This window comes from Citrobacter freundii complex sp. 2025EL-00176 (assembly GCF_053309355.1).
In genome coordinates this window covers 315,966-340,923 of record NZ_JBRYHT010000001.1, presented here as the reverse complement: position 1 = coordinate 340,923, position 24,958 = coordinate 315,966, and the positions used below count along the sequence as shown (strand labels likewise).

Genomic DNA, 24,958 nt, shown 5'->3' with positions numbered 1-24,958 from the left:
TGTATATCCATACAGTAACTCACAGGGCTGGATTGATTATGTACACTTCAGGCTATGCAAATCGTTCTTCGTCGTTCTCTTCCACATCAAGCAACATTGCGCGCGTTTCATCAGAGAACGCAACCGCTGGGCTTATCAGTGAAGTGGTCTATCGCGAGGACCAGCCCATGATGACGCAACTACTGCTGCTTCCTCTGCTGCAACAGTTAGGGCAGCAATCACGCTGGCAGCTGTGGCTGACGCCTCAGCAAAAATTAAGCCGGGAGTGGGTGCAGTCAGCCGGCCTGCCATTGACAAAAGTGATGCAGATTAACCAACTCTCCCCTTGCAATACGCTGGAATCAATGATCCGTGCGTTGCGCACAGGTAATTACAGCGTCGTTATCGGCTGGCTGGCAGAAGAATTAACGGAAGAGGAACATGCCGAACTGGTAAAAGCGGCTGATGAAGGAAATGCTATGGGATTTATCATGCGTCCTGTTCGCGCACAGTCACTTGCGGGGAGACAGCATTCCGGGCTAAAAATTCACTCGAATTTGTATCATTGAGTAAAATTAGGATTTATCCTGGAATTTTTTTTCATGCTTCAATTTGCCGTTGAGCTTTAACGCGTTTTTCGTCCGAACGCCTGTCTCAAGCGGTTTTCAGGAAATCTTCAGTGCGTTTATTAATCCATAAATGTTAAATATTATGTATACAAGCCTTTTTTTTTCATATGCCTGACGGACTTCACACTTGTAAGTTTTCAACTACGTTGTAGACTTTACATCGCCAGGGGTGCTCGGCGTAAGCCGCAGATATCGGTAGAGTAACTATTGAACTGGTCCCCGGGTGAAGGATTTAACCGTGTTATCTCTCTTCGGAGATATTCATGGCGAATTTTGGATGATAACGAGGCGCAAAAAATGAAAAAGACAGCTATCGCAATTGCAGTGGCACTGGCTGGTTTCGCTACCGTGGCGCAGGCCGCTCCGAAAGATAACACCTGGTACGCTGGTGCTAAACTGGGCTGGTCTCAGTACCATGATATTGGCAACAACCAGATCAACAACGCCGGTCCTACCCACGAAAACCAACTGGGTGCTGGTGCGTTCGGTGGTTACCAGGTTAACCCGTACGTAGGTTTCGAAATGGGTTACGACTGGTTAGGCCGTATGCCGTACAAAGGCTACACTGACCAGACTCACAACAACGGCGCTTTCAAAGCTCAGGGCGTTCAGCTGACCGCTAAACTGGGTTACCCAATCACTGACGATCTGGACGTTTATACCCGTCTGGGTGGTATGGTTTGGCGTGCAGACGCTAAAAACAACACCGGCTTCAAAGACCATGACACTGGCGTATCCCCAGTATTCGCTGGTGGCGTAGAGTATGCAATTACTCCTGAAATCGCTACCCGTCTGGAATACCAGTGGACCAACAACATCGGTGACGCGAACACCGTTGGCGGTCGTCCGGATAACGGTCTGTTGAGCGTTGGTGTTTCTTACCGTTTCGGCCAGCAGGAAGAAGCAGCTCCAGTAGTTGTTGCTCCGGCTCCGGCTCCAGAAGTACAGACCAAGCACTTCACTCTGAAGTCTGACGTTCTGTTCAACTTCAACAAAGCAACTCTGAAACCAGAAGGCCAGCAGGCTCTGGACCAGATGTACAGCCAGCTGAGCAACCTGGATCCGAAAGACGGTTCCGTAGTGGTTCTGGGCTTCACTGACCGCATCGGTTCTGACGCTTACAACCAGGGTCTGTCTGAGAAACGTGCTCAGTCCGTTGTTGATTACCTGATCTCTAAAGGTATTCCTTCTGACAAAATCTCTGCACGTGGCATGGGCGAATCTAACCCGGTTACTGGCAACACCTGTGACAACGTGAAAGCTCGCGCTGCACTGATCGACTGCCTGGCTCCGGATCGTCGTGTCGAGATCGAAGTTAAAGGTATCAAAGACGTTGTAACTCAGCCTCAGGCTTAAGTTATCGTCTTATAAAAAACCCCGCATCGCGGGGTTTTTTTTCATCAGTATTTTAATCAAAGCACATCACTACGCCACACATTAAACCACCCTGCCACTACTCTTTTCCCAGCAGTGCTTGTAAATCCTGTTTTAATGTCGACATTTTATTCGCGTACTTCTCTTTGTGCTCCGCATCTTCAATCAATTGCACAATGGTTTCAGAAAGCGTTTTACCACGCCTCTGCGCAAGGCCTGCTAAGCGTTGCCAAACCATAAATTCCAGATCGATAGATTTCTTTCGCGTATGCTGATGCTCAGCATTAAAGTGCCGCTTGCGCCTCGCCCGTATGGTCTGTTTCATACGATTTAGTAGCGCAGGGTTCATATGTTCTTCAATCCAGGTATTGACCCGAACCGGTTCATTTTCGAGGGTTAGCAATAAATCAACGGCTTCTTTGGCAGCGCTGGCCTCTACGTAACGGGTTATTAATTCCCCCTCACGATGCTTCTTCACCAGGTACTTCCACTTCCAGCCGCTTTCAAGATTTTCAAGTTGTTGATATTTCATTGCGATCTCAATGTTACCGTGTAACTCTTATCAGAATATCAGCTTTTTGAGCAACTGAAGAAAAGAATATCCAGCCTGTGAACTGCCGCGCGTCATCACATCCGTTTCGCAGTGCTTTCCAGGTGTGTAGTGATGAGGGTTACGGTATAATCTCGTTTTTAACAACAGACTAAAAAACATCAACTTTGACCATTACGAAACTTGCATGGCGTGATCTGGTTCCTGATACCGACAGTTATCAGGAAGTATTTGCACAGCCGCACGTCACTGACGACACCGATACCTTACTTAGTGATACTCAGCCACGTTTACAATTCGCGCTAGAGCAGCTTCTGCAGCACTGGACGACGTCCTCGTTCATGCTGGTAAAAGCGCCGGAAGAGCTTGAATACCTTAATCTTATTGCAACTGCCGCACGTACACTGCACACGGATGCAGAACGCCTGACTGGAGGTCATTATGATATCTCTGGTCACACTATCCGGTATCGTACAGCGGAAAAAGCAGAAGACAATTTTGCGACGTTAACTCAGGTGGTCAACGCTGACTGGGTTGAAGCCGAACAACTGTTTGGCTGTCTGCGTCAATTCAATGGCGATATTACCCTGCAGCCAGGTCTGGTACATCAGGCAAATGGCGGGGTGTTGGTTATTTCATTACGCACCCTGCTGGCCCAACCGCTGCTGTGGATGCGCCTGAAAGCCATTGTCAGCCACGAGCGTTTTGACTGGGTAGCTTTTGATGAGTCTCGCCCATTGCCCGTTTCCGTTCCGCCTATGCCGCTTAAACTGAAAGTGATTTTAGTCGGTGAACGTGAATCACTGGCAGATTTTCAGGACATGGAGCCGGAACTGGCTGAGCAGGCCATCTACAGCGAGTTTGAAGACAACCTGCAGATAGTCGATGCCGAAACCATGACACAGTGGTGTCAGTGGGTAACACATACCGCCACGCGCAACAATTTGCCCTACCCCGCCCCTGATGCCTGGCAGGTTCTGATCCGCGAAGCGGTGCGCTATACCGGCGAACAGGATACGTTGCCGCTTAACCCCTTGTGGATCATCCGACAGTTCAAAGAAGTGGCCCCGCTATGCGAGAGCGAAACCTGCACAGCGGAGCAGTTCAGCCTGATGCTAGCTCAGCGCGAATGGCGGGAAGGATTCCTGGCCGAACGTATGCAGGATGAGATCCTGCAAGAGCAAATCCTTATCGAAACGGAAGGCGAGCGAATTGGTCAGATCAACGCCCTGTCGGTCATAGAGTTTCCTGGGCATCCTCGCGCGTTTGGGGAACCATCACGTATCAGCTGCGTGGTGCATATTGGCGATGGCGAATTCACAGATATTGAGCGCAAAGCCGAGTTGGGAGGAAATATTCATGCCAAGGGCATGATGATTATGCAGGCATTCCTGATGTCTGAACTTCAGCTGGAACAGCAAATTCCTTTCTCTGCCTCGCTGACCTTTGAGCAATCATACAGCGAAGTAGACGGTGACAGCGCGTCGATGGCGGAATTGTGCGCATTGATTAGCGCCCTCGCCGACGTCCCTGTGAATCAAAGCATCGCCATTACTGGTTCTGTCGATCAATTTGGTCGGGCGCAACCTGTCGGCGGTCTGAACGAGAAAATTGAAGGTTTCTTCGCCATCTGCCAGCAGCGTGAGCTAACAGGCACGCAGGGCGTTATCATTCCATCCGCTAACGTCAGACACCTGAGCCTGCAACCGGCGCTGCTACAGGCCATAGAAGAAGAAAAATTCACTATCTGGGCGGTGGACGACGTGACTGATGCGTTGCCGCTGTTATTAAATCTGGTGTGGGATGGCGAAGGCCAGACAACGCTGATGCAAACCATCCAGGAGCGCATTGCGACAGCTACGCAGCAGGAAGGTCGTCACCGTTTTCCATGGCCGCTACGTTGGCTGAACTGGATTATTCCGAACTGATCGGACTTGTTCAGCGTACACGTGTTAGCTATCCTGCGTGCTTCAATAAAATAAGGCTTACAGAGAACATGGTAGATAAACGCGAATCCTATACAAAAGAAGACCTTCTTGCCTCTGGTCGCGGTGAGCTGTTTGGCGCAAAAGGCCCACAACTGCCTGCACCAAGCATGCTGATGATGGACCGTGTCATCAAGATGACCGAAACCGGTGGTAACTTTGACAAAGGTTATGTTGAAGCTGAACTGGATATCAACCCGGACCTGTGGTTCTTCGGATGCCACTTCATCGGCGATCCGGTAATGCCAGGCTGCCTGGGTCTGGATGCCATGTGGCAGTTGGTTGGATTCTATCTCGGCTGGCTGGGCGGCGAAGGTAAAGGCCGCGCGCTGGGCGTAGGCGAAGTGAAATTCACCGGTCAGGTTCTGCCGACCGCGAAGAAAGTCACTTACCGCATTCACTTCAAACGCATCGTTAACCGTCGCCTGATCATGGGCCTGGCTGATGGTGAAGTGCTGGTTGATGGTCGTCTGATCTACACCGCAAACGATCTGAAAGTGGGCCTTTTCCAGGACACTTCCGCGTTCTAATCGCAAAGTTCAGGCGTTGCGTCGTTGTTGGATGACAGCGTAAGCGCCTTATCCGTTCTGCAAAAAGGCGAAACCTCCGCTCTGCGGAGGTTTCTTTTATCTAAAGAGACAGAATCAGGCCATTAAAACCCTATCCCCCATGGCTTCTCGCCAGCCTCCCAGCCAGTATGATCTCTGATTCAGCGTCTGATAGGGACACATTTCTTTTGAGCGTCCGGCAATGCCGGCCTGATATCCACGTTGATGTGCCCGTTCCAGGCGATCTCGTTTTTGTCTCTTCATGCCTCGTTTCCCTCATCTTTAGTTCTGGTGGAAAAGAAAACAGTGATTACTAAGTGTGCAATCACACTAAACGAATACCCCTAAACATCAGGCTCGTCAATGCGCAAAATTCACGCCAGTGTCATATTTGTGAGCTACCCGCTAAATCATTTGTACAAAAATAATCAGTCAGAACAGTTATCTTCATGCAAAAAAACCGCCCCGGGCAATGAACCAGGGGCGGTATAATTTACAATTATTTAAGCTTAAGGAATGCGTTTCAGCTCTTGAGCAATTGACGTCGCTTCCTGGCTCCAGGCGTTGGCCAGAACTTTCACCATTTCATCGTAGCCGTCCTTGGTCTGCACAGCTTCGATGTGGAATGGGCGTTTAATCAACTGTCCCTGGTGATTCAGTAGCCATTCGCCGCTCACGATAACCTTCCCATCGTACCTGCCGTGGAAGCCGGTTACAGTGACGTTCAGCGTGTCCTGCGTGCTTCCCAGCGGCTGCGAAGCGACAACCCAGCCAGGTAATTGCATACTGAGGTTGGTCACCAGCGTATTGCGCAATTGCTGATCTAAAGGACTGGCCCAGAGATTATTATTCGCTATCACATATTGCACATCGCTGGTCTGGTAAACCACCCCATTACCCGCCAGATAGTCCGGCACCGCAATCTGCTCAACCCACAGCAGACGGTTACCCTGGTTGGCGGAACTCTGGACGCCCCCTTGCGCGATAGGAAGCTGGTAATAGCTTTTATTTTCTCCGCTGGAGCTGCATGACGTCAGCCAGACCGCCATCATCACCACTAGCCACTTTTTCATTGTTTCGCCCTCTTCGGCTCTGGATCTTTTTTGTCCTTCGCTTCAAATACCAGCGCATTGCTCTTATCGTTCAACGTTTTCAGTACTGGTTGCAGTTCGCGCAGTACCTGATCAAGACGCTGCATATCTGCCACCATCTTGTTGTAGGCTGCCGATCCCGGCTGGAAGCCCTGCATACTACGATTAAGTTCCCGAAGCGTAGTTTGCATATCTGCCGGAAGATCCTGCATTGACTGACTGGACGTAATCTTATTCATGTTATCCAGCGTGGTTTGCAGATGCTTCATCGTACGCTGGCTTTCTGACAACGTATTGGTCGCCTGCTCAATCATCGGGTTCAACGGCAGATTATTAATCTTATCCAGCGCTTCCATCAGACGTTGCTGGATCTGCGCCAAACCGCCACTCACCGTCGGGATAATCTGATAACCATTAAATTCGCGCACACCGGTAATCGGCGGTTCTTTCGGGTAGAAGTCGAGATCGACATACAGCGCGCCGGTCACCAGGTTCCCGGTTTTCAGCGATGCGCGTAATCCGCGTTTGAGCAGTTGCTCCAGATGAGCGCCAACATCCGTGTCTTCTCCCAGTTGCGCCTTCAGCCGTTCTGGTTCGATACGTACCAGTACCGGAATGCGGTAATCATTGTTGAACACCTGACGCATATTCGGTGAGAAGAAAGGGACTTTGCTTACTGTTCCCAAACGAATACCGCGGAACTCCAGCGGAGCGCCTGGCTGCAAACCACGAATCGAATCCTTAAAGAACATCAGGTAATCAATATGATCCGTATACAGGGAATCCTGAATACTTTTTTGATCGTCATAAAGATTAAACGCGGACTGTTGTGCGACCGGTTCGCCCTGTTCTAAGCCTTCTGGCACATCAAAACTTACGCCACCGCCAAACAGCGTGGAGAGCGATCCCATTTCTACGCGCATACCTGCAGAAGTAAGATCCACGGCGATCCCGCTGTCTTTCCAGAAACGCACATTGCTGGTCACCAGACGATCGTTAGGCGCATTGATGAAAAGCTGGTAGCTGATAGTCCGTTTTTGCGCATCAAAGGTACTGGTCTCAACCGAACCTACGCGATAACCACGGAACAATACCGGATCGCCAGGGCTTAACTGTCCGGCTTTTTTGCTGTCCAGTATCACGCGGATCCCTTTCGCGTCTGGCGGTGCCAGCGGCGGCGCATCCAGCAACTGGTAATTTTCCAGCTTGCTGCCTTTATTGCCAGGCTGCAGTTCAATATAAGCCCCGGACAATAGCGTGCCCAGGCCGCTGATACCTTCACGACCAACCTGCGGCTTAACAACCCAAAAAACAGAGTCTTTATGCAGCAGCTTTTCCATTCCGGAGTTAAGACGAGCTTTAATCTCCACATGGGTTAAATCATCCGTCAGGGTCGCACTTTCAACGATGCCGACATCGACGCTGCGGCTTTTAATCGTCGTTTTGCCCCCTTCAATCCCTTCGGCATTGGTTGTAATCAGCGTGACTTGTGGCCCCTGATGGCTGTAATGATAAAACAGGACCCACGCGCCAATGAGCGCAGTAACGATTGGGAATATCCACACGGGCGACCAGTTTTTCACCTTCTGCACTTTGGCTTCCCCACTTTTAGATTCCATGCTGTCAGGACTCCTCATGATCTGGTTCTGGTTCACGGTCCCACGACAGACGCGGATCAAATGTCATCGCAGAAAACATTGTCATAATGACGACTAAAGCAAACATCAAAGCACCCATTGCAGGATAAATGTTCATTAACCCTCCCATACGCACCAGCGCAGAGAGTACCGCAATCACAAAAACGTCGATCATTGACCAGCGACCGACAAATTCCACCACTTCATAAATCAAGTGCATACGTTCACTGTCACGTTTGCCGTGCCCTTTGGCATCCCAACATAGCCAGGCAATGGCAATCATTTTCAACGTCGGCACCATAATACTGGCGATAAAGATAACAGCCGCCACCGGATAAGAACCCTCGCTCCAGATCAAAACCACGCCTTCAAGAATCGTTGACGGCAATTTGGAGCCGAGCAAATCGGTGATCATGATCGGCAGGATGTTGGCAGGAAGATAAAGCATGATTGACGTGAACAATAACGCCAGCGTCCATTGCAAACTGTTTTTACGACGCACATAGCCTTTCGTCTCGCAGCGTGGGCACACCCGTTCGTCAGCAGGAAGAATCGCGGTGCAGCAGGAACAAGAACGCAGCCCCTGCCGGATGCCGGGCACGCCTGGCTTTAATTCCTGCTTAATGACAGGCATTGGCGCAATGTCATCCCACAGCCAACGGCGGTCAACGCACTGGAACGCCCGTAGCTGTAGAACACAAAATAAGCACCATGGGATGAAACTGCTGCCCACGCCGATATCACCATAAGCCATCAGCTTAACGAAACTGACCAACACACCGGCGAGGAAGATTTCCGCCATCCCCCAGCTTTTCAACTGGAACAGCACGCGCGCCAGCCGGGCCTTTAGCCAGCCGGGCATTTCGGCCCGGTTCACCAGCAGCAGAATAGTCAGTAAACAAAACGCGGGAACCAGCTGAACGAATAATAAAAAGAACGTGCCGAGGCTGGCGTAATCTTCAGAGAAGAGCACGCTGGGGATTTCCAGCAACGTCACTTCGCTGCTTACCCCTGCGACGTTCATATTCACAAAAGGAAAGAGGTTTGATAGAAGCAGCATGAACAGCGCTGCTAAAACATAGGCAGTAGGACGCTGCCTTGGCGCGTCCCACTCAACCGTTAACGTAGTGCCACATCGTGGACATGCCGCTTTCTGACCATGCTCAAGGCGCGGTAACGCCACCAGCATGTCACACTGCGAGCACAAAATATGCTTCGCGGCATGGTGATGTTCGCACATATGTGCTCCTTTAAATTATGCGCCATTCTTCAAAGATTCAAGATACTCCCAGCGCTCAAAGGCTTGCTCAAGTTCTTGTTCCGCTTCGTTCAGATTAGCTAAAACCTGTTGTGTTTGCTCGTGCGGCTGACTGAAAAAAGCGGCGTCAGCAACCTGAGCTTGTAATGTTTCCAGCTTAGCTTCCAGTTCTTCCAACTGTGCGGGGAGTTGCTCCAGTTCGCGCTGCAGTTTATAGCTTAGTTTGCTCGTGCCACGTTTGACAATTTCTGCTTTAGGAGCAACAGCTTCCTCTGTTTTTTTCACAACGGGCTGTTTAAACGCCACATGCTGCGATTGCTGGCTGCGCGCGTCATGGTAACCGCCGACATAACGACCAATTTTACCCCCGCCTTCGAAAATCCAGCATTCCGTAACGGTATTATCCACAAACTGACGGTCGTGGCTCACCAGCAGTACGGTGCCCTGATAGCTGTCAATCAGCTCTTCAAGCAGTTCCAGCGTTTCGACGTCAAGATCGTTCGTTGGTTCATCGAGAATTAAAAGATTACTGGGTTTCAGGAACAAACGCGCCAACAACAGGCGGTTTCGTTCCCCGCCGGAGAGCGCGCGTACCGGCGTCATCGCCCGTTTCGGATGGAACAGGAAGTCCTGCAGGTAGCCCAGCACATGGCGGGGTTTACCGTTAACCATCACCTCTTGCTTACCTTCGGCCAGATTGTCCATTACGGTTTTATCCGGATCCAGTTCAGCGCGGTGCTGATCGAAATAAGCCACTTCCAGCTTGGTCCCAACATGAATGCGTCCACTGTCTGCCTGCAGTTGGCCTAACATCAGTTTGAGCAGCGTCGTCTTGCCGCAACCGTTAGGGCCAATTAACGCAATTTTGTCGCTACGCTGCACCTGCGCGGAGAAATCTTTTACCAGTTGCTTACCATCGACCTGATAATCCACATTCTCCATTTCGAAGACAATCTTGCCTGAACGGCTCGCCTCTTCGACCTGCATCTTCGCCGTGCCCATCACTTCGCGACGTTCCCCGCGCTCGCGACGCATCGCTTTCAGGGCGCGCACACGGCCTTCGTTACGGGTACGACGCGCTTTGATACCCTGGCGGATCCAAACTTCTTCCTGCGCCAGCTTGCGATCAAACTCGGCGTTTTGTAACTCTTCTACCCGCAGCGCTTCTTCTTTTTCCAGTAGATACTGATCGTAGTTCCCCGGATACGTCACCAGCTTGCCGCGGTCAAGATCGACAATACGCGTCGCCATATTGCGAATAAATGAACGGTCGTGGGAAATGAAAATGATTGTCCCGTTGAAGGATTTCAGGAATCCTTCCAGCCAGTCGATAGTTTCAATGTCCAGGTGGTTCGTCGGTTCATCCAGCAGCAGTACGCGCGGATTACTCACTAACGCGCGGCCCAGCGCCGCTTTACGCAGCCAACCACCAGACAGCGACGAAAGCGCGGCGTTAGGATCCAGCCCCAGCTGCGCCAACACTTCATTAATGCGACTTTCGAGCTGCCACAGATTGTGGTGATCGAGCATTTCCTGAACCCGCGCCATCTCATTCAGATTTCTGTCGCTGGGATCGGTCATTACCAGGCGCGAAATATCGTGATAACGCTTCAGGTATTCAGCCTGTTCCTCAATACCTTCGGCAACGAAGTCATACACGCTGCCCTCGACGTTACGCGGCGGATCCTGTTGCAGACGTGCGACAACCAAATCCTGCTCATAAATAATACGCCCGTCGTCAAGACCCTGTTCACGGTTCAGGATCTTCATCAGCGTCGATTTGCCCGCGCCGTTACGGCCTACCAGACAGACGCGTTCGTTATCCTCGATATGCAGTTCCGCATTATCAAGAAGTGGCGCATCGCTGAACGACAGCCATGCACCATGCATACTGATCAATGACATTTACTTATCCTTTCAGGCTGCGGTAATCAGCCAGCAATTGTGGATCTGACGGTTACGGGCAAAGTCCTGGGAAAGCGTTTTTTGGGTAATTTCTTGTGCTTTCAATCCCAGTTCAGCCAGACCCTCGAGATCCATACGGAATCCACGTTTGTTATTGGAGAACATGATCGTCCCGTCTTTACGTAACAGACGTTTCAGATCTTTCATCAGCGCCAGATGATCGCGCTGCACATCAAACGAGTCTTCCATGCGTTTAGAGTTAGAGAACGTTGGCGGATCGATGAAAATCAGATCGAACTGTTCATTGGCATCGCGCAGCCAGCCCAGACAATCGGCCTGAATTAGACGGTGAGCACGACCGCTCAGGCCGTTCAGACGCAGGTTGCGTTCCGCCCATTCCAGGTAGGTACGCGACATATCAACCGTCGTGGTGCTACGCGCGCCGCCCAGTCCGGCATGAACGCTGGCGCTACCGGTGTAGGAGAACAGGTTAAGGAAATCCTTACCTTTACTCATCTGACCCAGCATGCGACGCGCAATGCGGTGATCGAGGAACAAACCGGTATCAAGATAGTCAGTCAGATTCACCCACAGACGTGCGTTGTACTCGCTTACCTCAATGAATTCACCCTTCTCATTCATTTTCTGATACTGGTTTTTCCCTTTTTGACGTTCACGGGTTTTCAGCACCAGTTTATTTGGCGCGATTTCCAGTACCGAGAGCGTAGCGGCAATAATATCGAACAGACGTTGACGCGCTTTCTGCGCATCGACCGTTTTCGGCGGTGCGTATTCCTGCACCACGACCCAGTCACCGTAACGGTCCACTGCTACGTTGTATTCCGGCAGGTCGGCATCGTACAGGCGGTAGCATTCAATACCTTCCTGACGCGCCCATTTTTCCAGCTTCTTAATATTCTTACGCAGGCGGTTGGCATAATCTTCTGCGACCGTGGCAGGCTTACTGTCGGCGGTGGTTTCTGCAACGTGATAGTTCTTCTGCACGCAATCCAGCGGACCATTTTTGGCTTTAAATTGCTTATCAGCACGTAACTGCAGGCTGCTGAGCAAATCCGGCGAGGCGCTAAACAGGGACAGATTCCAGCCGCCAAACTGGTTTTTCATTGTGCGTCCCAGCAGGCTGTGCAGGGCAATCAGCGCCGGTTCGCTATCCAGACGTTCACCGTATGGCGGGTTGCTGATAACCGTCCCGTACGGTCCTTTCGGTAACGGGTTGCTCAGTTTAGCGACATCTTTAACGTCAAACGTCATCAGATCGGCAATTCCGGCGCGACGGGCGTTACTGCGCGCTTTTTCAATTACGCGAGCATCGCTATCAGACCCATAGAAGTGCGAGGTGTAGTCAGCGAGCCCTTTACGCGCACGCACCTGCGCTTCGGCTTTAACCTCTTGCCACACAGCATCATCGTGCTGCGCCCAACCGCTAAAGCCCCAATAACCACGGTGCAAACCAGGCGCACGATCGGTTGCCCACATCGCCGCTTCAATCAACAGCGTACCGGAGCCACACATCGGATCGAGTAGCGGCGTGCCCGGTTGCCAGCCTGAACGCATCACAATGGCGGCAGCCAGCGTTTCTTTAATCGGCGCCTGACCTGCGCGATCGCGATAGCCACGCTGATGCAGGCCATCACCGCTCAGATCGAGCGCAATACTGGCGGTATCTTTATTCAGCCACACGTTAATACGCAGATCCGGAGATTCACGATCCACATTCGGACGCGGCAGATTTTTACGGGTAAAGGCGTCGACAATCGCATCCTTTACCTTCAGCGCCCCGTACTGGCTATTACGAATGGTTTCGTTCAGGCCGCTAAAATGCACCGCAAAGGTAGCGCCCGGATTAAATATCTCTGTCCAGTCGATTGCCTGAACACCGAGGTACAGATCAAGATCGCTGTAGACCTTGCACTCTCCCATCGGCAGGATAATGCGCGAGGCCAGGCGGCTCCACATCAGGCTCTGGTAAACAAGCCGCGTGTCGCCCTTAAAATGGACCCCACCCTGAACGACCTGACACTCCAGCGCGCCAAGGTTTTCCAGTTCAGTTTTTAACAGCTCTTCCAGCCCGCGGGCCGTACTGGCAAACAGAGAATTCATAATGTCACTTTTACTCCGAGAAAATTGCTGCGCATTATAGCTAATATGGGCGGTATGTCATAAAGTTGAAGGCTTATTTTCGCTCGAGGGGCTGTACAGTGGTCACGTTAACCCGACTTTTTATTCATCCGGTTAAATCAATGCGCGGTATTGGGCTTACCCACGCTCTGGCAGACGTTAGTGGTCTCGCCTTTGATCGCATTTTTATGATTACCGAACCCGACGGGACGTTCATTACCGCCCGACAGTTCCCACAGATGGTGCGTTTTACCCCTTCTCCTTTCCACGATGGATTGCATCTTACGGCACCAGACGGCAGCAGCGCGCTTGTGCAATTTGCCGACTTCGCCCTGCAGGATGCACCGACGGAAGTGTGGGGCAACCATTTTACCGCGCGGATTGCCCCAGCGGCTATCAACCAGTGGCTGAGCGGTTTTTTCTCCCGTGACGTGCAGCTTCGCTGGGTGGGTCCGCAGCTAACGCGCCGGGTGAAGCGCCGCGATGATGTTCCTTTATCCTTTGCTGACGGTTATCCGTACCTTTTGACCAACGAAGCGTCATTGCGCGATCTACAGCAGCGCTGCCCGGCAAGCGTAAAAATGGAACAATTCCGCCCAAATCTGGTGGTCTCGGGGGCTGGGGCCTGGGAAGAAGATACCTGGAAAGTGATCCGCATTGGCGAGGTTATTTTTGATGTGGCAAAACCTTGTAGCCGCTGCATCTTTACCACCGTCAGCCCTGAGAAAGGCCTGAAACATCCGTCCGGTGAACCGCTGGCCACGCTGCAAAGCTTTCGCACTGCGACGGATAACGGCGATGTCGATTTTGGTCAGAATCTCATTGCGCGTAACAGCGGCGTGATTCGCGTCGGCGACGAGGTTGAAATTCTGTCCACCGGTCCGGCCAGAGTATATGGCGCGGCAGAAACCGACGATACAGCCCCGTTGCAACAACCCGACGCCACGGTGCTTATCGAGTGGCAGGGACAGACCTTTCGCGGAAATAATCAACAGGTATTGCTTGAACAGCTGGAAAACCAGGGTATCCGGGTCCCCTACTCATGTCGGGCGGGAATTTGCGGATGCTGTCGAATTCGGCTGGTAGAAGGCGAAGTGAGCCCGCTGAAAAAATCAGCGATGGGAGATGACGGGACGATTCTGTGCTGTAGTTGTGTGCCGAAAACGGCAATCAGGCTGGAAAGTTAAACCGCCTGCTCAAGGCTGAAACTGTCAACCATTGTCTGCGGTTTCAGTCTGTCATTCATGATTTTAATGGCGTCGCCAAGTTGCATGGTGCGCCCGGCAATCATCACGCCCGGTTGTGCCAGCAGACAAAGCGCAGCGTTTTCACCCGGTTCAACCACTAACAGGTTTACCTGCTCATCGGTATCGCTTAAATCGACACAGGCAGCGTCCCCTACCACTGGCGTCCAGTTAATGCCGTGGGCGACAAAGTGCCAGCTTTTTGGCATCTGCGGCTTAAGATAACGAATAGCCACCAGCGCATTGAGCACCAGTTCCGCTTTTTGTTCTTTCGCTAAATCCAGGTAGCGGCATTTTTCTTCAAAGGAAAAATAAAGCGCGGCGTCATCAACGCAAAATCCGGAAGGAGAAAAGGCATCAGGAGTGAGCATTTTACGAGCAAAACGCGAACGGAATAACATACCATTGGCTAAATCGAGCATCATACGATCGTGCTCTTCATCATAATACCAGCGCCAGTTATCGTCGGGTTTAATTCGCATCAGTTTCTCTCCTTTCCTTAATCATAGCCATGACGACAGTATCCTTTTGCCGCTTCGTTTATTGCCCTAATAATAAAAGCTCAGAATGTTTAAATAAGCAACAGTAAAGGAATATAAAACAACCAGGGCTAGAAATAAAGCCCTGGTTTGTGATTAAGGTAGCATTCAGATATTGCTGACGATTTCTTTAATCAATGGTGGACCTTTAAAAATAAAGCCCGAATAAATCTGTACCAGGGTAGCGCCAGCGGCTATTTTCTCACGCGCGGCGATGACCGAGTCGATACCGCCAACGCCAATAATCGGCAACTGACCATTTAATTCCTGAGACAACTGGCGAATAATTTCTGTACTTTTTAATTGTAACGGACGACCACTCAAGCCACCCATTTGATCGCAATTTTTCATTCCCTGTACGAGAGAACGATCGAGAGTGGTGTTAGTTGCAATTACGCCATCAATATTATGCCGAACTAAACTGTCAGCAACCTGGATCAGTTCTTCGACGGAAAGATCCGGCGCGATCTTTACGGCCACCGGAACATATTTATGGTGGATCGCTTGCAGATCGTTTTGCTTATTTTTAATTGCCACCAGCAGATCGTCCAGCGCTTCGCCGTATTGCAGCGTGCGTAATCCCGGCGTATTCGGTGAAGAGATATTAATCGCGATATAACCAGCGTAAGCATAGACTTTTTCCATACAAATCAGATAGTCATCTTTGCCGTTTTCTACCGGAGTATCTTTATTCTTACCAATATTAATGCCGAGAATGCCGTCAAAATGTGATTTCTTAACGTTCTCCACCAGGTTATCAACACCCAGGTTATTGAATCCCATGCGGTTGATCAAACCTTCCGCATCCACCAGACGGAACAGACGTGGTTTATCGTTCCCGGGCTGGGGACGTGGCGTCACGGTACCAATCTCAATTGAACCGAATCCCATCGCACCGAGCGCATCGATGCACTCCCCGTCTTTATCCAGTCCGGCAGCAAGCCCGAGCGGATTTTTAAACGTCAGCCCCATACAGGTAACCGGTTTTGCGGGTACTTTCTGGCGGACAAGCGCTTCGAGCGGCGTGCCGGTAATGCGACGTAACTGCTGGAATGTCAATTCATGAGCGCGCTCAGGATCGAGCTGGAAAAGGGCTTTACGAACGAAGGGGTAGTACATGAACTCTCCTGGATTCCCGGTGTGCAAACCGGGGGCGTATTATGTGCGATCGCGAGCAAAAAGGGAATTGACCTGCGGCAATAAATAGCAATCGTTTTCCTGCTTCTGTCGTTTTATTCATTTTTCAACTTTTCTATGCCGTATAAATCATTTCGATAAACAAAATCTCTCTGCCAGACTGCACAAATTGTTATCAATGTTAAATAAAAGCGAACAATTGGTTATAAGGGGAGATTGAAATTATGCGCGTCATTACTCTGGCGGGAAGCCCACGCTTCCCCTCTCGCTCCAGCGCGTTACTGGAATATGCCCGAGAAAAACTGAACGGTCAGGATGTCGAAGTCTGTCACTGGAATCTGCACAACTTTGCCCCAGAAGACCTGATTTATGCGCGCTTCGACAGCCCTGCGCTGAAAACCTTTGTCGAACAACTGCACGACGCCGACGGATTGATTGTGGCAACACCAGTCTACAAAGCAGCTTACTCCGGCGCGTTGAAAACGTTACTCGACCTGCTCCCTGAACGCGCACTGGAAGGCAAAGTGGTTTTGCCGCTGGCAACAGGCGGTACCGTTGCGCATTTACTGGCCGTTGATTATGCGCTTAAGCCGGTGCTGAGCGCGTTAAAAGCCCAGGAAATCCTGCACGGTGTTTTTGCTGATGATTCACAGGTGATTGATTATCAGCATAAACCGCAGTTTACGCCCAACCTGCAACTGCGTCTGGACAATGCGCTCGACACCTTCTGGCTGGCGTTGCATCGTCGCGACGTCCAACTCCCTCAATTGAATGCTCTGCGAGGTGCCGCCCATGCTTAATCTGCTCAAGCGTCACACGCCGTGGCTGGCGTTGACCGGATTGCTGTCACTTTCAACGCTCGCCCATGCCGTAGAGTCTGCACCAGACGCGCTGCGCATAGGCTACCAGAAAGGAAGCGTCAGCATGGTGCTGGCTAAAAGCCATCAGCTACTGGAGAAACGCTACCCGCAGACCAAAATCTCGTGGATTGAGTTCCCGGCAGGGCCGCAAATGCTGGAAGCACTCAATATTGGCAGTATCGATCTCGGCAGTACCGGTGACATTCCGCCGATATTCGCCCAGGCCGCCGGAGCCGATCTGGTTTACGTTGGCGTCGAGCCGCCCAAACCGAAAGCCGAAGTGATTCTGGTGCCCAAAAACAGCCCGATCCAAAGCGTGGCACAGCTTAAAGGGCATAAAGTCGCCTTCCAGAAAGGTTCCAGTGCCCACAATTTACTGCTGCGAGCCTTACAACAGGCTGGGCTGAAATTTACCGATATTCAACCGACATATCTGACCCCCGCAGACGCCAGAGCAGCCTTCCAGCAAGGTAACGTTGATGCATGGGCTATCTGGGATCCCTACTATTCCGCCGCGTTGTTGCAGGGTGATGTGCGCGTGCTGAAAGACGGCTCAGATCTCAAACAAACCGGCTCCTTTTATCTCGCCGCGCGTCCTTATGCCGAGAAAAATGGGGCATTTGTGCTTGGCGTGCTGGATACCTTTAGCCAGGCCGATGCGTTAACCCTCAGCCAGCGCCAGCAAAGTATTACCCTGCTGGCCAAAACCATGGGGCTGCCAGAGCCAGTGATTGCGTCTTATCTGGATCACCGACCACCAACGACCATCTCGCCCGTCAGCGCCTCTGTTGCCGCCCTGCAACAACAAACCGCCGATCTGTTTTATGACAACCGGTTGCTGCCGAAAAAAATCGATATTCGCCAGCGTATCTGGCAACCCACTCAGCAGACAGGAGCAAAATTATGAGTCTGAACATGTTCTGGTTTTTACCAACCCATGGTGATGGTCACTATCTGGGGACGGAAGAAGGCTCGCGTCCGGTCGATCACGGTTATCTGCAGCAAATCGCACAGGCCGCCGATCGTCTGGGATTTACCGGCGTTTTGATCCCAACCGGTCGCTCCTGTGAAGATGCCTGGCTGGTAGCCGCCTCGATGATCCCCGTTACCCAGCGGCTCAAGTTTTTGGTCGCGCTACGTCCAAGCGTAACCTCGCCAACGGTTGCCGCACGCCAGGCGGCAACGCTCGACAGGCTCTCTAACGGTCGGGCGCTGTTTAACCTGGTGACCGGCAGCGATCCACAGGAGCTGGCTGGCGACGGCGTGTTTCTTGATCATACCGAGCGCTATGAAGCTTCTGCTGAATTCACCCAGATCTGGCGTCGGCTGTTACAGGGGGAAACGGTGGATTTCAACGGCAAACATATGCACGTCCGCGGCGCGAAGCTGTTTTTTCCTCCCGTACAACAGCCCTGGCCGCCGCTTTATTTCGGCGGTTCTTCCGATGTCGCGCAAGACCTTGCTGCCGAGCAGGTTGATCTCTATCTGACCTGGGGCGAGCCGCCTGAACAGGTGAAAGAGAAGATTGAGCAAGTGCGGGCCAAAGCGGCAGCGCTTGGACGCAAGATCCGCTTTGGTATTCGTTTACATGTAATCGTGCGCGAGACGACGGATGAGGCGTGGCAGGCAGCGGAACGTCTGATTTCTCATCTGGATGACGACACGATTGCCAAAGCCCAGGCCGCCTTCTCAAGAACGGATTCGGTTGGCCAGCAGCGGATGGCCGCGCTGCATAACGGTAAACGCGACAAACTGGAGATTAGCCCGAACCTGTGGGCTGGCGTTGGGCTGGTGCGTGGCGGCGCCGGGACCGCGCTGGTCGGTGACGGTCCTACCGTCGCGGCGCGTATCAACGAGTATGCCGCGCTGGGTATCGACAGCTTTGTGCTGTCGGGGTATCCGCATCTGGAAGAGGCGTACAAAGTTGGCGAGTTACTGTTCCCGCATCTGGATGTATCGATACCTGAAATTCCACAGCCACAGCGCCTGCACCAACAAGGCGAAGCGGTAGCTAACGAATTTATTCCCCGTAAGGTCGCGCAAAGCTGAGGAGCACGCTGATGACAACACCGAAAAACAGGTGGTTATTGCGCCTCGCCCCCTGGTTTTTGCCGGTAGGCCTGGTGGCGTTCTGGCAGATAGCTTCGTCAATGGGCTGGCTATCCACCCGCATCCTGCCCTCCCCGGAGGGGGTTGTCGAAGCCTTCTGGACGCTCTCCGCCAGCGGCGAGCTTTGGCAGCATCTGGCGATCAGTTCCTGGCGGGCGCTGATCGGATTCTCGATCGGTGGCTCGTTAGGTTTGACGCTGGGACTCATCAGCGGTCTTTCACGCTGGGGGGAACGCCTGCTGGATACGTCGGTGCAGATGCTGCGTAATGTCCCCCATCTGGCGCTGATCCCGCTGGTGATTTTGTGGTTCGGCATTGATGAATCCGCCAAAATTTTTCTCGTCGCCTTGGGCACACTGTTCCCGATTTACATCAACACCTGGCACGGGATCCGCAATATCGATCGCGGCCTGGTGGAGATGGCGCGCAGCTATGGGTTGTCCGGCTTTTCACTGTTTATCCATGTGATCCTCCCCGGCGCCCTGCCCTCGATTATGGTTGGCGTACGTTTTGCTCTCGGACTGATGTGGCTGACGCTGATCGTTGCGGAGACCATTTCAGCCAATGCCGGCATTGGTTATCTGGCGATGAATGCCCGTGAATTTTTGCAAACCGACGTGGTGGTAGTGGCCATCATTCTCTATGCCTTGCTCGGCAAACTTGCCGATGTCAGCGCCCAACTGCTGGAGCGGATCTGGCTGCGCTGGAACCCGGCTTACCATGTGAAGGAGGCTACTGTATGAATACCGCTCGCTTGAATCAGGGCACGCCGCTTTTGCTGAGCGCCGTGACCAAACAATACGCCGCCAATACGGTGCTGAATCAATTAGATCTGCATATTCCGGCAGGGCAATTTGTTGCCGTAGTGGGCCGCAGCGGCGGTGGCAAAAGCACCTTACTGCGGCTGCTGGCTGGGCTGGAATCGCCCACTTCAGGCGCATTACTTGCCGGAACCACCCCGCTGGCAGAGATTCAGGATGATACGCGCATGATGTTTCAGGATGCGCGTCTGCTGCCATGGAAAACGGTTATCGATAATGTTGGTCTGGGGCTGAAAGGTCAATGGCGCGATGCGGCCCGTAATGCGCTTGCCGCCGTTGGCCTGGAAAACCGGGCAGAGGAATGGCCTGCCGCCCTGTCTGGCGGACAAAAACAGCGCGTGGCCCTCGCTCGGGCATTAATTCACCGCCCTGGCCTGCTGTTACTGGATGAACCGCTCGGCGCGCTGGATGCGTTAACCCGTCTTGAGATGCAGGATCTGATCGTCTCGCTGTGGCAGGACCACGGCTTTACCGTGCTGCTGGTGACGCACGATGTCAGTGAGGCCGTCGCGATGGCTGACCGCGTGCTGTTGATCGAAGATGGCAAAATCGGGCTGGATCTGACGGTGGATATTCAGCGCCCCCGTCGTTTGGGATCGGTGCGGCTAGCCGAGCTGGAAGCGGAAGTGTTGAACCGGGTTATGAAACGCGGCGAAAATGAAGTTCAGCTACGTAAGCAGGGTTAAAAACGCCGGATGGCGCTACCGCTTATCCGGCCTACGCGTGAATGGTAGGCCGGATCCATCCGGCAATATTATCAGGCTAACGCTTTGTCAATCTTCTCGAACAGATCGCCGGAGAGATTCTCGAGGCCTTTCAACTGTTCCAGCGCCGCACGCATCTTCGCCTGACGTTTGACATCATAACGTTTTAAACGAATCAACGGCTCAATCAGACGTGACGCCACCTGCGGGTTGCGGCTATTCAGCTCAGTCAGCATATCGACCAAGAACTGATAGCCGCTGCCATCTTCCGCATGGAAAGCCGCCGGGTTGCTGCCCGCAAAAGCGCCAATCAGCGAACGGATGCGGTTCGGGTTACTCATACTGAAGGAACGATGCTTCAGCAGACCGCGTACCGTTTCCAGCACGTTTCTCGCCGGGCTGGTGGATTGCAGGATAAACCATTTATCCATCACCAGACCGTCATGATGCCACTTATCGTCATACTCCTGCATCAATACGTCACGGCATGGCAGTTGCGCCGCCACAGCAGCGGACAGCGCCGCCAGGGCGTCAGTCATATTGTTCGCTTCACGGTACTGTTTGCTGACCAGCGTGTCAGCCAGATGGGTTTCGCCAAAGGCCAGGAAGCGCAGGCAGGCATTGCGCAGCGTACGCTTACCAATATCTGCATGCTCAACGCGGTACTCGTCAAGATGATTAGCGTTATAGATAGCGAGGAATTCATCCGCCAGCTCGGCCGCCAGCGTGCGAGTCAATGCTTCGCGAACTTCCGTTATCGCCACGGGATCAATGATGTCGAACAGTTCGGCAATTTCATTCACCGAAGGCAACGTCAGGATCTCTGCCGCCAGCGCCGGATCGATTTTCTCATCCAGCAAAATTGCGCGGAATGCATCGGCCACATGTACCGGCAGCGACAACGGCTGGCCCTGCTGATGACGGGCAACATTGAGCTTAATATAGGTCGCCAGCAGACTTTGCGCCGCATCCCAACGAGAGAAATCGTTACGCGCATGACGCATCAGGAAGGTCAGTTGCTGATCGCTCCATTTGTATTCCAGTTTTACCGGTGCGGAGAATTCGCACAGCAGTGCCGGAACCGGCTGGAAGTAGACGTTATCAAAGACAAACGTCTGTTCTGGCTGGGTAACGTTGAGCACGGCATTCACCGGATGCCCGCCTTTTTGTAGCGGGATCACTTTCCCTTCGTTGTCATACAACTCGAGGGCGAAAGGAATATGCAGCGGCTGTTTTTCAGCCTGATCCGGCGTGGCAGGCGTGCGCTGGCTGATAGTCAGCGTGTATTGCTCAGTTGACGGATTGTAGTCATCACGCACGGTCAGAATCGGCGTACCGGACTGACTGTACCAGCGACGGAAATGCGAGAGATCGACATTGGACGCATCTTCCATCGCCTGCACGAAATCATCACAGGTCGCAGCGCTGCCGTCATGACGTTCAAAGTACAGCTGCATCCCTTTCTGGAAGTTAGCCTCACCCAGCAGGGTGTGGATCATACGAATAACTTCAGCGCCCTTTTCGTACACGGTCAGGGTATAGAAGTTATTCATTTCGATGACCATATCCGGGCGGATCGGGTGCGCCATCGGGCTGGCGTCTTCGGCAAACTGCAGGCCGCGCATAGTACGTACATTGCTGATACGGTTTACCGCGCGTGAGCCGAGATCGGAACTGAACTCCTGATCGCGGAATACGGTTAAACCTTCTTTCAGGCTCAACTGGAACCAGTCGCGACAGGTCACACGGTTGCCGGTCCAGTTATGGAAATATTCGTGACCAATAACGCGTTCAATATCGAGATAGTCTTTGTCGGTGGCCGTATCGGTCCGGGCCAGCACATATTTGGAGTTAAAGATGTTCAGACCTTTATTCTCCATCGCGCCCATATTGAAGAAGTCGACGGCGACAATCATATAGATGTCGAGGTCATACTCGAGGCCGAAACGCTCTTCATCCCATTTCATGGAGTTTTTCAGCGAGGTCATCGCCCACGGCGCACGGTCCAGATTGCCGCGATCGACATACAGTTCCAGCGCCACTTCACGTCCTGAGCGGGTGGTAAAGGTGTCACGCAGGACGTCGAAATCACCGGCTACCAGCGCAAACAGATAGCACGGTTTCGGGAACGGATCCTGCCACTGCACCCAGTGACGACCGTTTTCCAGTTCACCCTGCGCCACGCGGTTGCCGTTAGAGAGCAGGAACGGATATTGGGTTTTATCGGCGATAATTTTGGTGGTAAAACGCGCCAGAACATCAGGTCTGTCGAGATACCAGGTAATATGGCGGAACCCTTCTGCTTCACACTGGGTGCACAGCGCATCGCCAGACTTATACAGTCCTTCCAGCGCGGTATTGGCCGCCGGGCTAATTTCGTTCACGATACGCAGCGTAAAACGTTCCGGCAACTGACTGATGACCAGAGCGCCCTCTTCTTCTTTATACTCTGTCCACGGCTCGTCGTTCACGTGGATTGACACCAGGGTCAGATCTTCGCCATTCAGGCGCAGGGGCGCATCGGATGCACCATGACGGACAGCCTGGCTCACTGCGGTGACCACGGTTTTTTCAGCATCCAGGTCAAAGGTCAAGTCAATATCGGTAATCTGGTAATCCGGCGCACGATAGTCGTGACGGTATTTGGCTTGTGGCTGTTGTGTCATAAAAAAACCTTTAGCATCTTTGGTAGAGTCTCGGCTTCAGTCTATTCCTGTTGCGTAAATCGCGCTACGCAGAATGTTCATCTTTTCAGGCACAAACACCCTTTTTGCTACATTTTCATAATATGAACTCATAATTTTTAATATCGATAAAGATCGTCCAGGAGCGCGTGAAACAAGGGATGAGCGATATCACGACAAAACAGGATTAGCGAACTTAAACGAACTTCATAAACCACTTTTGCCCCATCCATGCCCCACGGATGAATTTAGCCGAAACCAGACGCCATCAGTGTTTCAGTGCGTTTTTGCCATAAATCTATTTCAAAAAATCCCCAAAAACTTAACTGTTCATAGCTGGTATCTTGACAGACAAAACTTCTGGTGTATTAATACTGTATATTAATACAGTATTAATGGGATAAGTTATGTTCGTTGAACTAGTTTACGATAAAAGAAATGTGGAAGGTTTAGCTGGTGCCAGAGAGATCATCTTGGCTGAACTGACAAAGCGGGTGCACCAGATTTTCCCTGATGCCGAAGTGAAGGTGAAACCGATGCAGACGAACGGCTTGAATAGCGATGCCAGCAAAAGCGATCGGGAAAAGCTGAACCGCATGCTGGAGGAGATGTTTGAAGAGTCCGATATGTGGATGAATGATTTCTTAAATCTCTAACCGGATAGCCTAACAACAGAGGGAATAACCAGATTAATTCCATGTTTTCTATGAGTTAATATCTGTATTAATATAGCTGTGCATATTAGTTCTAAAGGCCACATTGATGTAACTCTGTAGCTCAACACATAATTCGTTTCTGCCGAAACGTGTAACGGCTGTTATTAAATTCATGGATTTATCATTGATATTCAGTAAATTGTCTCCTTGATTCATCATCCTCAAGGTACTCAAAAGAAAGAAGGCGAATTTTGGTAAGTTTATAAAACCACTCGCAATCTTTTCGTTGAATAATTTCGCCAGGTTTGAAACATATCCCGGATGTCATCCGGATAATCGCATATTTACCATTACTAAACCTGACCCGGTGAATGCAGAAAGGTTGACCAGCCTGCCCGTGACAGCTATTCGACAGAATATGTCCTTCAATAAAAACAGATTTTTTAGATTTCATTATCATACCCTCGACAACTGCAAAACAGGAGAAATATTGTCATTTCCCGACATCACTTACGTTAAAAGGCAGAAGCTGATCAGCCGCCGATACACCAGCATTCTGAAGGTCTGAACAACAGTCCGCAGGCAGGGCACTCAAGAACTGCATCTTTTCTTAGTTTACCTGCTTTCTGATCAGCTTTGTGTGCGCACACCGGGCAGGCAACATGAACCGGTCTTTCTTTAAAATACCTGAGCCCTTTTGTATAAGACATAAATAATTCTCTGAGGAATACAGTAATTATTATACGCTTTAATATAAAAATAACTGGCATAAGTTATGTTAAGTTGTGTCTGAATCAGGATATCAAATATTGAAAATTGAATGTCTGATTTATGATACACTACCCTTCCGTGAGAGATTTATGATGAAATCAGAAGACACCCTTGACTGGTATCCGGCACAACTACCGCCAGTGAAAATTATTCTTGGCGAAGCCGTGCTGGCTGTGGGTAAACAGGGCCGACCGATTAATACCCGCACCTTGCTGGAATACCTTCAGTTCATGCAGGGCAAACAAAAAAGGCGGGATGACAAAATCGCCATGCAAACTGCGATTGATGTTCTCAGGGATAATCAGCGCATTAACGGCAGACGTTAATGCGCCTCCGGA

Annotated in this window: 24 protein-coding genes; 12 read left to right on the top strand and 12 right to left on the bottom strand. The window is 51.6% G+C overall.

Going from position 1 to position 24,958, the window contains the following annotated elements; all coding sequences use genetic code 11:
* Positions 1-38: 38 nt before the first annotated feature.
* On the top strand, positions 39-548 hold the full coding sequence (sulA, locus tag ACVXHP_RS01640; protein ID WP_316130402.1) for an SOS-induced cell division inhibitor SulA: 510 nt from the start codon (positions 39-41) through the stop codon (positions 546-548).
* Positions 549-905: 357 nt separating this feature from the next.
* Positions 906-1,964 carry a porin OmpA gene (gene ompA / locus ACVXHP_RS01635; protein WP_447570737.1) on the top strand — a complete coding sequence of 353 codons (1,059 nt, stop codon included), beginning with the start codon at positions 906-908 and terminating at the stop codon, positions 1,962-1,964.
* Positions 1,965-2,061: 97 nt separating this feature from the next.
* Here the strand turns inward: ompA and matP are convergent, their stop codons facing one another.
* The gene (matP, locus tag ACVXHP_RS01630) at positions 2,062-2,514 is read right to left on the bottom strand and encodes a macrodomain Ter protein MatP (protein WP_042314187.1); all 453 of its coding nucleotides are present in this window, start codon (positions 2,512-2,514) and stop codon (positions 2,062-2,064) included.
* A gap of 185 nt (positions 2,515-2,699) precedes the next feature.
* On the opposite strand from matP, the gene ACVXHP_RS01625 reads away from it, so the two are divergent.
* On the top strand, positions 2,700-4,460 hold the full coding sequence (locus ACVXHP_RS01625) for an AAA family ATPase (RefSeq protein WP_447570736.1): 1,761 nt from the start codon (positions 2,700-2,702) through the stop codon (positions 4,458-4,460).
* A gap of 68 nt (positions 4,461-4,528) precedes the next feature.
* The gene (fabA, locus tag ACVXHP_RS01620; RefSeq protein ID WP_003035875.1) at positions 4,529-5,047 is read left to right on the top strand and encodes a bifunctional 3-hydroxydecanoyl-ACP dehydratase/trans-2-decenoyl-ACP isomerase; all 519 of its coding nucleotides are present in this window, start codon (positions 4,529-4,531) and stop codon (positions 5,045-5,047) included.
* 114 nt (positions 5,048-5,161) lie between these two features.
* On the opposite strand, the gene rmf is transcribed toward fabA, so the two are convergent.
* The 6 genes from rmf to rlmKL form a co-directional block, all read right to left on the bottom strand.
* A complete protein-coding gene (gene rmf, locus ACVXHP_RS01615) occupies positions 5,162-5,329 on the bottom strand; it encodes a ribosome modulation factor (protein ID WP_003035871.1) in 168 nt (55 codons plus the stop codon).
* A gap of 245 nt (positions 5,330-5,574) precedes the next feature.
* On the bottom strand, positions 5,575-6,138 hold the full coding sequence (gene pqiC, locus ACVXHP_RS01610; RefSeq protein ID WP_447570735.1) for a membrane integrity-associated transporter subunit PqiC: 564 nt from the start codon (positions 6,136-6,138) through the stop codon (positions 5,575-5,577).
* Positions 6,135-7,775, bottom strand: a complete 1,641-nt coding sequence (gene pqiB / locus ACVXHP_RS01605; protein ID WP_165407405.1) for an intermembrane transport protein PqiB — start codon at positions 7,773-7,775, stop codon at positions 6,135-6,137. The genes pqiC and pqiB overlap by 4 nt, the downstream gene beginning before the upstream one ends.
* A 4-nt stretch (positions 7,776-7,779) precedes the next feature.
* On the bottom strand, positions 7,780-9,033 hold the full coding sequence (gene pqiA, locus ACVXHP_RS01600; RefSeq protein WP_316130352.1) for a membrane integrity-associated transporter subunit PqiA: 1,254 nt from the start codon (positions 9,031-9,033) through the stop codon (positions 7,780-7,782).
* A gap of 15 nt (positions 9,034-9,048) precedes the next feature.
* Positions 9,049-10,956 carry an ABC transporter ATP-binding protein gene (locus ACVXHP_RS01595; protein ID WP_304697774.1) on the bottom strand — a complete coding sequence of 636 codons (1,908 nt, stop codon included), beginning with the start codon at positions 10,954-10,956 and terminating at the stop codon, positions 9,049-9,051.
* 12 nt (positions 10,957-10,968) lie between these two features.
* A complete protein-coding gene (gene rlmKL / locus ACVXHP_RS01590; RefSeq protein ID WP_447570734.1) occupies positions 10,969-13,077 on the bottom strand; it encodes a bifunctional 23S rRNA (guanine(2069)-N(7))-methyltransferase RlmK/23S rRNA (guanine(2445)-N(2))-methyltransferase RlmL in 2,109 nt (702 codons plus the stop codon).
* A gap of 98 nt (positions 13,078-13,175) precedes the next feature.
* Between rlmKL and ACVXHP_RS01585 the strand changes: the two genes are divergently transcribed.
* Positions 13,176-14,282, top strand: a complete 1,107-nt coding sequence (locus tag ACVXHP_RS01585; RefSeq protein WP_447570733.1) for a YcbX family protein — start codon at positions 13,176-13,178, stop codon at positions 14,280-14,282.
* Here ACVXHP_RS01585 and zapC read toward each other — a convergent pair.
* Together zapC and pyrD are read right to left on the bottom strand one after the other, a co-directional pair.
* Positions 14,279-14,821 (bottom strand): cell division protein ZapC, encoded by a 543-nt coding sequence (gene zapC / locus ACVXHP_RS01580; protein WP_447570732.1) that lies wholly within the window; start codon positions 14,819-14,821, stop codon positions 14,279-14,281. The two genes, ACVXHP_RS01585 and zapC, sit on opposite strands and share 4 nt — an antisense overlap.
* A gap of 165 nt (positions 14,822-14,986) precedes the next feature.
* A complete protein-coding gene (gene pyrD / locus ACVXHP_RS01575; protein WP_447570731.1) occupies positions 14,987-15,997 on the bottom strand; it encodes a quinone-dependent dihydroorotate dehydrogenase in 1,011 nt (336 codons plus the stop codon).
* 242 nt (positions 15,998-16,239) lie between these two features.
* Here pyrD and ssuE point away from each other — a divergent pair, with 242 nt between their 5' ends.
* From ssuE to ssuB, 5 genes are read left to right on the top strand one after another with little or no spacing between them, the layout of a single operon-like run.
* Positions 16,240-16,815: an NADPH-dependent FMN reductase gene (ssuE, locus tag ACVXHP_RS01570; protein ID WP_061381850.1), complete on the top strand. Its 576-nt coding sequence runs from the start codon at positions 16,240-16,242 to the stop codon at positions 16,813-16,815.
* Complete coding sequence (locus ACVXHP_RS01565; protein WP_447570730.1) at positions 16,808-17,782, top strand: aliphatic sulfonate ABC transporter substrate-binding protein; 975 nt, start codon at positions 16,808-16,810, stop codon at positions 17,780-17,782. Before ssuE ends, ACVXHP_RS01565 begins: the two co-directional genes overlap by 8 nt.
* Positions 17,779-18,924, top strand: coding sequence for an FMNH2-dependent alkanesulfonate monooxygenase (gene ssuD, locus ACVXHP_RS01560; RefSeq protein WP_200006984.1), 1,146 nt, complete (start codon positions 17,779-17,781; stop codon positions 18,922-18,924). Before ACVXHP_RS01565 ends, ssuD begins: the two co-directional genes overlap by 4 nt.
* Positions 18,925-18,935: 11 nt before the next feature.
* Positions 18,936-19,727: an aliphatic sulfonate ABC transporter permease SsuC gene (gene ssuC / locus ACVXHP_RS01555; protein WP_316130362.1), complete on the top strand. Its 792-nt coding sequence runs from the start codon at positions 18,936-18,938 to the stop codon at positions 19,725-19,727.
* A complete protein-coding gene (ssuB, locus tag ACVXHP_RS01550; RefSeq protein WP_447570729.1) occupies positions 19,724-20,491 on the top strand; it encodes an aliphatic sulfonates ABC transporter ATP-binding protein in 768 nt (255 codons plus the stop codon). Before ssuC ends, ssuB begins: the two co-directional genes overlap by 4 nt.
* 71 nt (positions 20,492-20,562) lie before the next feature.
* Here ssuB and pepN read toward each other — a convergent pair whose 3' ends face one another.
* The gene (gene pepN / locus ACVXHP_RS01545; protein ID WP_447570728.1) at positions 20,563-23,175 is read right to left on the bottom strand and encodes an aminopeptidase N; all 2,613 of its coding nucleotides are present in this window, start codon (positions 23,173-23,175) and stop codon (positions 20,563-20,565) included.
* A gap of 425 nt (positions 23,176-23,600) precedes the next feature.
* Here pepN and ACVXHP_RS01540 point away from each other — a divergent pair, with 425 nt between their 5' ends.
* Entirely contained in the window at positions 23,601-23,849 is a 249-nt protein-coding gene (locus ACVXHP_RS01540) for a DinI family protein (protein ID WP_126318597.1), read from the top strand.
* Between the two features lie 181 nt (positions 23,850-24,030).
* Here the strand turns inward: ACVXHP_RS01540 and ACVXHP_RS01535 are convergent, their stop codons facing one another.
* Both ACVXHP_RS01535 and ACVXHP_RS01530 read right to left on the bottom strand, forming a co-directional pair.
* Positions 24,031-24,303 (bottom strand): hypothetical protein, encoded by a 273-nt coding sequence (locus tag ACVXHP_RS01535; RefSeq protein ID WP_191214947.1) that lies wholly within the window; start codon positions 24,301-24,303, stop codon positions 24,031-24,033.
* A 79-nt stretch (positions 24,304-24,382) separates the two neighbouring features.
* The gene (locus tag ACVXHP_RS01530) at positions 24,383-24,559 is read right to left on the bottom strand and encodes a YnfU family zinc-binding protein (protein ID WP_216350677.1); all 177 of its coding nucleotides are present in this window, start codon (positions 24,557-24,559) and stop codon (positions 24,383-24,385) included.
* Positions 24,560-24,712: 153 nt separating this feature from the next.
* Between ACVXHP_RS01530 and ACVXHP_RS01525 the strand changes: the two genes are divergently transcribed.
* Positions 24,713-24,946: a hypothetical protein gene (locus tag ACVXHP_RS01525; protein WP_079938079.1), complete on the top strand. Its 234-nt coding sequence runs from the start codon at positions 24,713-24,715 to the stop codon at positions 24,944-24,946.
* The last annotated feature ends 12 nt before the right edge of the window (positions 24,947-24,958 follow it).